Raw genomic sequence first — 12,170 nt, forward strand, 5'->3', positions numbered from 1 at the left:
TCCTTCCCCTCAGTGCGCCAGGCCGCTCACGACCGTGACCAGCGCAATGCCCGCCCCGAGCCAGGCCACCTGCGCCGCCGTGGCAGCCAGGCTCAGGCGCTTCTGCAACTGGGGAATCAGGTCGGCCAGCGCCACGTAGACGAAGCTGCTGGAGGCCACCACCAGGAAGTACGGCAGGTAGTCCTGCAACTGCGTCAGCAGGAAATACCCCGCCAGGCCGCCCAGCGCGGTCACGGTGCCCGCCAGCGAGACCTTGACCAGCGCCGCGCGCGAGGTGCCCGACGTCTGGCGCAGCACCACCAGATCACCCATGTGGTGCGGCACCTCGTGCGCCAGCACCGCCAGCGCCGTGATCACGCCCAGGCGCATGTCGGCCACAAAGGCCGACGCAATCAGGATGCCGTCGCCGAAGGCGTGCACGCTGTCGCCAGCGAGCACCGTCCAGCCCCCTGATCGCGGCGCGTGGTGGTGCCCGTGCCCATGGTGCGCATGGGCACGGTCGTGGGCGTGCCCACCCTCGTCGTGGTGGTGCTCATGCCCGTGGTGCCACAGCTCGGCCTTGTCCAGCAGGAAGAAGAACACCAGCCCGACCAGCAGCCAGGCAAACAGCTCGTGCGCACCCGCTTCGCTCTCGAAGGCCTCGGGCAGCAGGTGCATGAACGCCGTGGCCATCAGCGCCCCCGCCGCCAGGCTGAGCATGTGCTGCGTGTAGCGCGCCAGCATGGCCAGGCCCAGCAGGGCGGCCAGCCAGACGCTGCCCACGCCGGCGGCGACGGTTCCGATCAGGATCGCGATCAAGGTCATGTTGTTGTCTGCTCGATTCAGCCAGATTCAGCCACAAAAAAGGGCCGCATTCAGCGGCCCCGGTCATTGGTGAGGGCGCAGCCTCAGGCCACGCCGTGCTGCTTGAACCACGCCAGGGCGCGTTTCCAGCCGTCCTCGGCCGGCTCCTTGCGGAAGCTTGGCCGGTAGTCGGCGTGGAACGCGTGCGGTGCGTCCCGGTACAACACGAAGGTCGATTTCCTGGCGGCGGCACCGCCGCCGGCCAGGGCATCCTGCATCTTAGCAACCGTGTCAACAGGGATGCCGGTGTCGGCACCACCGTAGAGGCCCAGCACGGGGCCGTTGAGTTGCGCGGCCACGTCCAGCGGGTGCTTCGGATTGAGCGGGCTGGCCGCGCCCACCAGCCGGCCGTACCAGGCCACGCCGGCCTTCACCGCCGGGTTGTGCGCGTTGTACAGCCAGACCTGGCGCCCACCCCAGCAGAAACCGGTGATGCCCAGCTTGCGGGTGTCGCCGCCGTTGGCGGCCGCCCACTTCACCGTGGCGTCCAAGTCGCCCATCACCTGCGCGTCCGGCACCTTGGACACCACCTCGGCAATCAGCTTGCCGATCTCGCCATAACTCTGCGCATCGCCCTGGCGCACGAACAGTTCGGGCGCAATCGCCAGGTAGCCGGCCCGGGCAAAGCGGCGCGCCGTGTCGGCGATGTACTCGTGCACGCCAAAGATTTCGGAACACACCAGCACCACCGGCAACCCGGTCTTGCCGGCGGGCGCGGCGCGGTAGGCCGGCATCTTGAAGCCGTTGACATCGATCATCACCTCGCCCACCGTCAGCCCGTCCGACGGCGTGCGGATCGCCGTCTGTGCCATCAGCGGCGCGGCCGCGGCCGCATAGCCCACACCCAGCGCGGCCTTGAGCGCGGTGCGTCGGGTGGCGCCCTGTTCGGTGGACTGGCCGGGCAGCAGGGCGTCGAGGTCCTGTGCGTGTCGTTCGTCGAGCATGGTCGCGTCTCCTTCGGTGGTTGAAAAGATACCTGATCCTGCACGGGGCCTGAAGTTCAAACACCAGGCGCGAAGGGCCTCCATCCACAGATGCCGCGGAACCGGCTTCGCCGGGCCGCAGGCGTCGCCCCCTGCAAGGGGGTCGCGGCGCAGCCGCGGCGGGGGCGGGGGCGGACTTTTAATGCGCCTTGTCCCAGTTCGACCCCACGCCCACCTCGGCCAGCAGCGGCACCTTGAGCGCGGCCACGCCGGCCATGAGGTGCGGAATCTCGCTGCGCAGCCAGTCGACTTCGCCCTCGGGCACCTCGAACACCAGTTCGTCGTGCACCTGCATGATCATCTTCGTGCCGCGGCGCTGCTCGTCCAGCGCCTTCTGCACGGCCACCATGCTGAGCTTGATCAGGTCGGCCGCCGTGCCCTGCATCGGCGCGTTGATGGCGGCGCGTTCGGCGCCGCTGCGGCGCGGGCCGTTGGGGCTGTTGATCTCGGGCAGGTACAGGCGGCGGCCGAACACGGTCTCCACGTAGCCCTGGGCCTTGGCGCTCTGGCGGGTTTCGTCCATGTAGCGCTTGACGCCCTCGAAACGCTCGAAGTAGCGCTGGATGTAGTTCTTGGCCGCGGTGTTGTCGATGGCGAGCGCCTTGGCCAGGCCGAAGGCGCTCATGCCGTAGATCAGGCCGAAGTTGATCACCTTGGCGTAGCGGCGCTGCTCGCTGCTGACCTGCGCGGGCTCCACGCTGAACACCTCGGCCGCCGTCGCGCGGTGCACGTCCTGCCCTTCGTGGAAGGCGCGCAGCAGGGCCTCGTCGCCGCTGATGTGGGCCATGATGCGCAGCTCGATCTGCGAATAGTCGGCGCTGGCGATCACATGGCCGGGCGGCGCCACGAAGGCCTCGCGCACGCGCCGGCCCTCGGGCGTGCGGATGGGGATGTTCTGCAGGTTGGGGTCGTTGCTGGAGAGGCGCCCGGTCACGGCCACAGCCTGCGCATAGTGGGTGTGCACGCGCCCGGTGCGCGGCAGGGCCAGTTGCGCGAGCTTGTCGGTGTAGGTGCCCTTGAGCTTGGAGAGGCCGCGGTGCTCCAGGATCTTGGCGGGCAACGGGTAGTCCTCGGCGAGTTTTTCCAGCACCTCCTCGTCGGTGCTGCGCGCGCCCGTCGCCGTCTTCTTGACCACGGGCAGGCCGAGCTTGTCGAAGAAGATCTCGCCGAGCTGCTTGGGGCTGCTGAGGTTGAAGGGCTGGCCGGCGATGGCGTAGGCCTCCTGCTCCAGCGCGACGATGCGCTGGCCAAGTTCGTTGCTCTGGCGGGCCAGCGTGGGCGCGTCGATCAGCACGCCGTTGCGCTCGATGCGGTAAAGCGCCTCGCTGCTGGCGATCTCCAGCTCGTAGATGAACTTCAGCTTCTCGTCGGCCTGCAGGCGCGGCCACAAGGCCCCGTGCACGTCCAGCGTCTGGTCGCTGTCCTCGCAGGAGTATTCGGCGGCCCTGGCCACATCGACCTGTGCGAACGGAATCTGGTGCGCGCCCTTGCCGCACAGGTCTTCGTAGCTGATGCCCTGGCGCCCGAGGTGGCGCTCGGCCAGACTGGCCAGGCCGTGCGGCTTGTGCACTTCGAGCACATAGCTCTGCAGCATGGTGTCATGCGCATAGCCCTGCACCTCGATGCCGTGGTTGGCGAACACGTGGCGGTCGTACTTCACGTGCTGGCCGAGCTTGAGGTGCTTCGGATCTTCCAGCCAGGGCTTGAGTTTCGCCAGCACCTCGTCGAACGGCAGCTGCGCAGGCGCATCGGGCCCGGCATGGCGCAGCGGGATGTAGGCCGCCTCGCCGGGCTTGACGCTGAAGCTGATGCCCACGATCTCGGCGCGCATCTCGTCGATGGAGGTGGTCTCGGTGTCCAGCGCCACCAGCTCGGCCGCCAGCACGCGCTGCAGCCAGGTGTCGAAGGCCTCCCAGGTGAGGATGGTGTCGTAGGCCAGGTTCGTCGCGCGCGGCGCGGCTGGGGCGGGGTCGTCGAACAAGCCCGGGTTTGCACTGTCCACCGCGTCGGCCTGCACCTCGCGCAAGGCCTCCACCACCTCGGGTTTCACCGACGCCTTGGCCGCCAGGCCCTTGAAGCCGTACTGCTCGTAGAACGCCTTGAGCGCTTCGTTGTCGGGCTCGCCGACGCGGATCGCGTCAAGCGCGGGCAAGCCGGGCACAAAACCGTTCAGGTCGCAATCGGTCTTGATGGTCAGCAGCGCGCGCCCGGTGGGCAACCAGTCCAGCGCCTTGCGCAGGTTCTCGCCGGCCACGCCCTTGATCTCGCCGGCGCGCGCCACCAGCGCGTCGAGCGAGCCGTATTCGTTGAGCCACTTGGCGGCGGTTTTGGGGCCCACTTTCTCCACGCCGGGCACGTTGTCGACCTGGTCGCCCACCAGCGTCTGGTAATCCACCATCAGGCGCGCGGGCACGCCGAATTCGGCCTCCACGCCGGCCAGGTCGCGCTTGCGCCCGTTCATGGTGTCGATGATGGTGATGTGTTCGTCCACCAGCTGCGCCAGGTCCTTGTCGCCGCTGGAGACGATCACGCGGATGCCCTGGCGCGCAGCCGTCACGGCCAGCGTGCCGATCACGTCGTCGGCCTCCACGCCGGGCACATCGAGCACCGGCCAGCCCAGCAGGCGCACCACCTCGTGGATGGGCGGGATCTGTGCGCGCAGGTCGTCCGGCATGGGGCTGCGCTGGGCCTTGTACTCGGGGTAGATGGCGTCGCGGAAGGTCGGACCCTTGGCGTCGAACACGCAGGCCACGAAATCGGCCGGCACTTCCTTGCGCAGGCTCTGCATCATGTTGACCATGCCGCGGATGGCGCCTGTGGCCGGGCTGGTGGGATCGCCAGGCACGGCCCGCAGGTCGGGCATGGCGTGGAACGCGCGGTACAGGTAGCTGGAGCCGTCGACCAGCAGCAGGGTCTGGCCAGCGGAGGCGTCGGGGGTATGGGCGTCGTCGGACATGGAGCGATTGTGGCGGAGATCGCCACACCCGGGCCGGACGCCGGGGCGGCGTATCCAGCGGTAACCGCTTACCCCCGCGCGCCGCGCGCCGGGCCCGCCCTGCCTACAATGCCGCATGAACGCTGCTACCCGCATTCCCCTGGCCGCACTGGCCCTTGGCCTGTATGCCGCCCTGCCAGCCCTGGCCCAGGTGGCGCCGGTGGACAGCCCGCGCGAACCGGTCTCGCCACGCGACCGCATCGAGCGCATCACGCACGAGGACAAACTCACCCGCATCGACGAGGTGCGCGTGGGCGGTCAGACGCAGAGCATCGAGGTGACGCCCAAGAACGGCGCGCCCGCCTACCAGATCCAGCCCGAGACCGCCGGATCGGCGGGCAGCGAGACGGGTGGCAAGCGCACCGGCAACGCCGGGCGCAGCAGCTGGCGCATCCTGAACTTCTGACCACCCCTCCCATGGCCGTTTACACCGAAGTCGCGTTCGACGAAGCCGCTGCCCTGCTCCACACCCTGAACCTGGGCGACCTCACCGAGTTGCGGGGCATCCAGGGTGGCATTGAAAACACCAACTACTTCGTGACCAGCGAGCGCGACGGCGCCACGCTGGAGCACGTGCTCACCGTGTTCGAGCGGCTGGACTTCGCGCAGTTGCCGTTCTACCTGCACTTCATGAAGTTCCTGGCCGGCCAGGGCATTCCGGTGCCCGAACCCAAGGCCAACGCGAATGGCGACATCCTGCACACGGTGCAAGGCAAGCCGGCCGCCGTGGTGGACAAGCTGCGCGGCAGGAGCGACCTGGCCCCCGGGGTGGCGCAGTGCGAAGCCGTTGGCGCCATGCTCGCGCGCATGCACCTGGCCGGACGCGACTTCCCCATGAACCAACCCAACCTGCGCGGCCTGCCCTGGTGGAATGAAACCGTGCCGGTGGTGCTTCCCTTCCTCACCGAGGCCCAGGCCGGGTTGCTGCGCGCGGAGATCGCCTACCAGAACCACGTGGCGCAAGGCCCTGCCTTCGCGGCCCTGCCGCGCGGCCCGATCCACGCCGACCTGTTCCGCGACAACGCCATGTTCGAGGACGGCGAGCTCACCGGCTTCTTCGACTTCTACTTCGCCGGTGTCGACAGCTTCCTGTTCGACATCGCGGTCTGCCTGAACGACTGGTGCGTGCTGCACGACCGGGACCACGACGGCTCGCTCGACACGCCGCGCTCGCTGGCGCTGCTCGGCGCCTACCAGGCGGTGCGCCCCCTGAGTGCGGCAGAGCGCGCATTGCTGCCGGCCATGCTGCGCGCGGGCGCCCTGCGCTTCTGGATTTCGCGCCTGTGGGACCTGCACCTGCCGCGCGAGGCGGCCCTGCTGCAGCCCCACGACCCGAGCCACTTCGAGCGCGTGCTGCGCGCCCGCGTGCGCGACACCCACGACCTGGCGGCGCTGCTGCGCGACGACGCGCTGCAGCCGGCCTGACAACCACGTCACGAATGAAACTTCATCCTGTTCCCGCCCGCACCGGTCTGCAATGGGTGCGGCTCGGCGCCACGACCTTCCTGCGCCAGCCGCTGGCCATGGCCGGCCTGTTCTTCATGTTCATGGCCACCGTCTCGGTGCTCTCGCTGGTGCCGGTGGTGGGCACGCTGCTCTCGCTCGCGCTGGTACCGGCGGCCACACTGGGCCTGATGGCGGCCACCCGCGAGGCCGCGCAGGGGCGCTTCCCGATGCCGTCCACGCTGGTCTCGGCCTTTCGCGCCGGCCCCGACAAGACGCGCTCCATGCTGGTGCTGGGCGCAATGTATGCCGCTGCACTGATGCTGGTGCTGGGGGTGGCGGCCCTGTTCGCCACCGAGGCACCGCCGCCGCCGGCCCTGCCCGGCGGCGCCGAGGTCTCGGCCGAGCGCGTGCGCTCGATGTTCAGCAGCCAGGGCCTGTGGGCGGCGATGGTGGTCTACCTGCCGGTTCTCATGGCGTTCTGGCACGCGCCGGCGCTCGTTCACTGGCATGGGGTGAGCCCGCTCAAGAGCCTGTTCTTCAGCCTCATGGCCTGCTGGTCCAACAAGGGTGCCATGCTGGTCTACGCCGCCGGCTGGGTGGGCGTGTTCATGCTGACGGGCCTGCTCATGAGCCTGCTGGCCTCGCTGCTCGGTGGCACGGAGGCGCTGGGCATCGTGCTCTATCCGCTGGTGCTGCTCATGGCCTCCATGTTCCACACCTCGATCTGGTTCACCTTCGTGGACAGCTTTGAAGCACCCGACGGCCCCGGCGCCGCCACAACCGGAGAACACGCATGACCCAGCACACCCTGCAAGGCCGCCGTGAAGACGAAGTAACCTGGTTCCAGCGCCGCGACACGCTCAAGGCCGCCGCCGCCTGGGTGGCCACGGGTGGCATGCCGGCGGCCCTGGCGCAACAGCGCAGCAACGTGGTGGACTTCGTCGGCGACATCCTGCTCAACGGCCAGCGCATGCTGCCGCAGCAGGTGGTGCAGACCGGCGACGAAATCGTCACCGGTGCCGCCTCGCGCCTGGTGTTCGTGATCGGCAACGCCGCCTTCCATGTGCGGCAGAACTCGCGCCTGCGCGTCGAGCGCGGCGCCACGCTCAACACCATGAGCCTGCTGCGCCTGCTCAGCGGCGCGGTGATCAGCGTCTTCGGCCGCGGCGTGGCCCGCTCCATCGTCACGCCCACCCTGACCGCGGGCATCCGGGGCACCGGCGTGTACACCGAGGTCATGGCCGACCAGGGCGGGCGCAGCTACTTCTGCAACTGCTACGGCACGGTGGACATGCAGGCCGGGGGCAACCGGGCGCTCTCGGTGTCCAGCTACCACCAGTCATTCTGGGGCGAGGTCGAACCCCGGGGCGGGCGCTTCCTCACGCCTGCACCGGCGCTCAACCACACCGACGAGGAACTCGAATTCCTCGCCCGCCTGATCGACCAGCGCACGGCCTGGCAGATCGCCGGGCGCACCGGCGTGAAGGACGGGCGCGGCTACATGGAGCAGCAGCCACCCGAGATGCACCCGGCCATGCCGCGCTGAGAACGCGCCTCGCCCAGAAAAAAGGCCCGGCATGTCCGGGCCTTTTCATGACATGCCGGGTTCTCAGAGACCGATGACGCCGCCGTCGTTCCGGGTGATCACGATGGTGGCCGAGCGCGGCCGGCCGGCGGGTGCGTAGTTCACCGCGCTCACACCCGGCCACTGGCTTTGCAGCACGAAGGGGCCGGTGCCATAGGCGTTGGTGCGTTCGCCGGGATACTGAATGTTCACGAACAAGGTCCTGCCGTCGGCCGTCTCGGTGATGCCGGTGACCTCGCAACCTCTTGGCCCCACGAGGAAGCGGCGCAGTTTCGCCTCGCCCAGCGCGGCTCCGATGAAGGTGCCCTCGGTGCCCGTGCCGCCGCCCAGGCTGTTGTTCACCGTGACCGGTCCGCCATCGCCCACCGCACCGGGAATGGCGGCCAGCAGCATGCAGTTGGTCTCGTCGGTGTAGGCGCCGTCGTCGGTCTGGATCCAGCAGATGCCGCTGGCCGGGCTGAACCACAGACCGTCGGGCGAGGAAAAGTCGTTGGCGTCGGTCAGCCCCGAGAGGTTGATGTCCGCGCCCGCGTCGGCCTCGGCGCCGAACAGGAAGATGTCCCAGGTGAACGCCACGGCGGTCGAGGCCCCGCCCTGCTCGCTCAGGCGCACGATGTGGCCGTTGGGATTGCCGCTGCCGGCGTTGCCGTCGTTGTCGGCGTAGGCGCGCGGGTTGGCCGCATCGGTGTTGGCCAGGTTGCGGCTGCTGTTGTTGGTCATGGTGAAGTACACGTCGCCGTTCTTCGGGTTCACCGCGCCCCATTCCGGGCGGTCCATCTTCGTGGCGCCCACCGCGTCGGCGGAGTGGCGCGCATGGACCAGCACGTCGGCCTGGTGGGCGAAGGTGTACGGCGCGTACCCCGCGATCAACGGGTTGGCAATGTCGAGCTCCAGCCATTCGCCCGTGCCTGTGTCGTTGAACCGGGCCACGTACAGCGTGCCCTCGTCCAGGTACTTGTGGCCGGCGGCCATGCCACCGCCCACATCGGCCGGGTCCCACGGCGCGGCGGAGACGAACTTGTAGACGTACTCGTTCTGCGAGTCACAGCCCATGTAGAAGGCCAGCGGCTGGCCGGCCACCGGGATGCTGCAGACGGCGGCCTCGTGCGCGAAACGGCCCATGGCCACGCGCTTGGCCGGCGTCGCGCCCGGGCGCAGCGGGTCGATCTCGACGATGTAGCCGAAGGTGTTGGGCTCGTTGCGGTAGTCCTGCGCGGCGGTCGCGCCCGGAGCGGAGACGTCCCAGCGGCCGAAACGGCTGTCGGTACCGGCGGAGGCCACGGCCGACCAGCCCTGCGATCCCGCGGTGGCCGCCGCGTGGGGCGCGCGGATCACACCGTAGCGCTGGCGCGCAGCCTTGGTGCGTGCATCCACGTCCACCGATCCACCGGGCATGAAGAAGTAGGCGGCCCAGTTCTCCTCGCAGGCCAGGTAGGTGCCCCAGGGGGTCTTGCCATGGCCACAGTTGTTGAGCGTGCCACGCGAGGTGGCACCGCTGGTGTCGTAGCGGGTCACCATCAGCGACCGGATGTCCGCCAGGTGCGCGGCCGGGCCGGCGATGTCCATCACGGTCTGGGCCGTGACGCGGCGGTTGAGGGCCGAATCGAGCTGCAGCGCCCAGTTGCCACCCGTCCTGCGCAATTCGGCGATCGACACACCGTGGTGGTTGATCTCCTTGAGCACCTCGGACTCCAGGCGGGTGCCCAGGTCCCAGCCGCCGAACTGCGAGAACTTCTTGCCACTCACGCCGTTGGTGGTCTGGCCGGTGGGGTGGAAGAAGTGCGCGTCGGCCGAGCTCTCGTGGTTGACGGCCAGCACCGCGCGGCCGGTGTCCTGCGTGGTGTAGTTGCCCAGCGCGTCGACGTAGAACAGGTCCATGCCGTCGTGGTGGTCGCCGATGCGGCGGCTCCAGTCGTCGGTCTCGGCGCCCGTGTTGGAGTACGCGGTTTCGGTGCTGAAGAGCCGGTCGCCCGTGGCGTGCAGCACGCTGTAGCTGTAACCAGCGGGCAGCACCACGTCGTCGAGCAGGCTCTTGTCGATGGCGCTGAAGCCCAGCCCGGGCGCGCTGGGCGCGGTGGGCGCGGGGGCATCGTCGCCACCGCCTCCACAGCCCGCCAGCAAGGGAATGCTGGAGAGCGCGGCCAGGCCCACGCCGCCGCGGATCAGGTGGCGGCGCGTCAGCGGCGCGCGCGTGCCGCGCGCCAGCACCTGCTGGAAGTGCTCGTTGGGGGAGTCGTTGAAGCTGTCGTCGTTGTCGTCGTGGTGAGACATGGGGTGCGGTTCCGTGATGGGTTGAAAGACCCGCGCAGTCTCCGCACAACGCATGACGATCCCGTGAATCGGGCCAAAGCCTCCGCGTGTCGCTCTGGAACCGCCCGCTTCATCAAGGCGTCACATCCGGCATGGTCTGCAGGAACAGGTCTTCCACCTGCCGCGCGATCTGCTGCCAGTCGAGCTGCGCGACCTGCGCGCGCGCCTGCTCGCTGGCCTGGGCAATGCGCTGCGGCTGCGCCGCCAGCTCCGAGGCCACGCGCAGGTAGGCCGTGTCGTCGTTGACATCCACCAGCCAGCCATTGCCATCGTGTCGCACCCAGTCCGCCGCCGCCGCGGTGCTGAAAGCGAGCACGGGCAGGCCGCTGGCCAGCGCTTCAACGGTCACGTTGCCGAAGGTCTCGGTGACGCTGGGAAACAGGAAGAGATCGGCCGACGCGTACCAGGCAGCAAGTTCCTCGTGCCGCCGCATGCCGCCAAACACCGCCTGCGGGCAGCGTTGCTGCAGGCTCTCGCGCAGCGGGCCGTCGCCCACGAACACGAGTTTCACGTCGGCATGCACCGCGCGCATCGCGTCGAAGGCTCTCACCACCAGGTCCAGGTTCTTTTCGGCGGCCAGGCGACCCACCGCCAGCAGCACGATGCTGCGCGGCGTGGCGCCCCACGAGGCGCGCAAGGTCTCGCTGCGCTGCCCGGGGTTGAAGAGCTGCGTGTCGACGCCGCGCGCGACCACCTGCACGTTCTCGAAGCCGATGCCCATGAGGTCGGCGCGCAGCGCCTGCGTGGGCACCATGGTCAGGCGCGTGAGGTTGTGGAACTTGCGCAGGTAGGCCACGATGGGTTCGCGCAACCAGCCCACGCCGTAGTGCTCGCTGTAGGCGTGGAAGTTGGTGCGGAAGTCCGAGGTGACTGGCAGGCGCAGGCGCCGCGCCGCCTGCAGCGCCGACCAGCCCAGCGGCCCTTCGGTGGCAATGTGCACCAGGTCGGGCCGCTTGAGTGTCCAGGCCTGGATCAGAGCGCGCTTGCCCGGCAGCCCGAGCTTGAGTTCGGGGTAGCGCGGAATCGGCATGCCGCGCATCAGCACCTCTTCGTAGCCGCTGTGGCTCAGCGCCTGGTCCACGCGCGTCTGGCGCGGCCGGATCAGCTGCACCTGGTGGTTGCGCGCGCACAGGCCCTGCACCAGGCGCGAGAGCGTGAGCGAGACGCCGTTGATCTCGGGCGGCCAGGTCTCGGTCACCACCGACAGGCGCAGCGACGGGCGGGGGGCGGGGTATTCCTCCACCACGATCTGATCGGAGTGCACGGTGGTCATGCGGCGATCTTGCGCAGGCATTGCAACAGTCTCGTGACAGCGCGCGGCTGTCACCGGCCTTTCACACGCCGACAGGACCATGTCATGCGTTTGACGCCTTCCCTCCGACTGCAACCCACTGGAGCCCTTCGTGAACGACTTCTTCAAGACCCTGGACATCCAGCGCTGGGACGACCACCGCTACTACCACCACAGCCGCATCAACCAGACGCTGCATCTGGTCAGCGCGGTGAGCTTCGTGGTGGCCTATGCGCTGCTGTGGACGGACCCGATCCTTTCGGCGCTGATCGCCTGGCTGGTGTCGATGACGAGCCGCCAGGCGGGCCACTTCTTCTTCGAACCCAAGGGCTACGACCATGTGAACCAGGCCACGCACGAATACAAGGAAGAGATCAAGGTCGGCTACAACCTGCGCCGCAAGGTGGTGCTGATGGCCCTGTGGGCGGGCACGCCGCTGCTGGTGTGGGCGGTGCCCGGCGTGTTCGGCCTGTTCGAGCCTCACACCGACAACACCGGCTTCATCCGCCACGTTGGCGCGCTGTGGCTCGCGCTGGGCGCGGGCGGCCTGCTGTTCCGCACCGTGCACCTGTTCTTCCTCTTCGACGCGAAGACCGGCCTGGTGTGGATGACCAAGATCCTGACCGACCCGTTCCACGACATCAAGCTGTATCACCGCGCGCCGCTGTACCTGCTGCGCGGCCAGCTGATCGACCCGGGCGTGGCCGTGAAGTGATC

Annotated in this window: 10 protein-coding genes; 5 read left to right on the forward strand and 5 right to left on the reverse strand. The window is 68.9% G+C overall.

The window, feature by feature from the left end; all coding sequences use genetic code 11:
• Positions 1-9: 9 nt before the first annotated feature.
• From AB7P10_RS14605 to polA, 3 genes are all read right to left on the reverse strand, one after another.
• Complete coding sequence (locus tag AB7P10_RS14605; RefSeq protein WP_428294574.1) at positions 10-804, reverse strand: ZIP family metal transporter; 795 nt, start codon at positions 802-804, stop codon at positions 10-12.
• 83 nt (positions 805-887) lie between these two features.
• On the reverse strand, positions 888-1,787 hold the full coding sequence (locus AB7P10_RS14610) for a dienelactone hydrolase family protein (RefSeq protein ID WP_428294575.1): 900 nt from the start codon (positions 1,785-1,787) through the stop codon (positions 888-890).
• Positions 1,788-1,965: 178 nt separating this feature from the next.
• Positions 1,966-4,782: a DNA polymerase I gene (gene polA / locus AB7P10_RS14615; protein WP_428294576.1), complete on the reverse strand. Its 2,817-nt coding sequence runs from the start codon at positions 4,780-4,782 to the stop codon at positions 1,966-1,968.
• A 115-nt stretch (positions 4,783-4,897) separates the two neighbouring features.
• On the opposite strand from polA, the gene AB7P10_RS14620 reads away from it, so the two are divergent.
• The 4 genes from AB7P10_RS14620 to AB7P10_RS14635 are packed head-to-tail and all read left to right on the forward strand — an operon-like array spanning position 4,898 to position 7,813.
• Positions 4,898-5,227: a hypothetical protein gene (locus AB7P10_RS14620; protein ID WP_428294577.1), complete on the forward strand. Its 330-nt coding sequence runs from the start codon at positions 4,898-4,900 to the stop codon at positions 5,225-5,227.
• A gap of 11 nt (positions 5,228-5,238) precedes the next feature.
• On the forward strand, positions 5,239-6,246 hold the full coding sequence (locus tag AB7P10_RS14625; RefSeq protein WP_428294578.1) for a homoserine kinase: 1,008 nt from the start codon (positions 5,239-5,241) through the stop codon (positions 6,244-6,246).
• A gap of 14 nt (positions 6,247-6,260) precedes the next feature.
• Positions 6,261-7,064 (forward strand): BPSS1780 family membrane protein, encoded by an 804-nt coding sequence (locus AB7P10_RS14630; RefSeq protein WP_428294579.1) that lies wholly within the window; start codon positions 6,261-6,263, stop codon positions 7,062-7,064.
• Complete coding sequence (locus AB7P10_RS14635) at positions 7,061-7,813, forward strand: iron dicitrate transport regulator FecR (protein ID WP_428294580.1); 753 nt, start codon at positions 7,061-7,063, stop codon at positions 7,811-7,813. The genes AB7P10_RS14630 and AB7P10_RS14635 overlap by 4 nt, the downstream gene beginning before the upstream one ends.
• 63 nt (positions 7,814-7,876) lie before the next feature.
• Here the strand turns inward: AB7P10_RS14635 and AB7P10_RS14640 are convergent, their stop codons facing one another.
• Positions 7,877-10,123 carry a PhoX family protein gene (locus tag AB7P10_RS14640; protein WP_428294581.1) on the reverse strand — a complete coding sequence of 749 codons (2,247 nt, stop codon included), beginning with the start codon at positions 10,121-10,123 and terminating at the stop codon, positions 7,877-7,879.
• Positions 10,124-10,235: 112 nt separating this feature from the next.
• Positions 10,236-11,435, reverse strand: coding sequence for a glycosyltransferase family 4 protein (locus AB7P10_RS14645; protein WP_428294582.1), 1,200 nt, complete (start codon positions 11,433-11,435; stop codon positions 10,236-10,238).
• Positions 11,436-11,565: 130 nt separating this feature from the next.
• On the opposite strand from AB7P10_RS14645, the gene AB7P10_RS14650 reads away from it, so the two are divergent.
• A complete protein-coding gene (locus AB7P10_RS14650; RefSeq protein ID WP_428294583.1) occupies positions 11,566-12,168 on the forward strand; it encodes a hypothetical protein in 603 nt (200 codons plus the stop codon).
• Positions 12,169-12,170 lie beyond the last annotated feature (2 nt).

The sequence above is a fragment of the Hydrogenophaga sp. genome (assembly GCF_050182545.1).
Taxonomy (GTDB): domain Bacteria; phylum Pseudomonadota; class Gammaproteobacteria; order Burkholderiales; family Burkholderiaceae_C; genus Hydrogenophaga.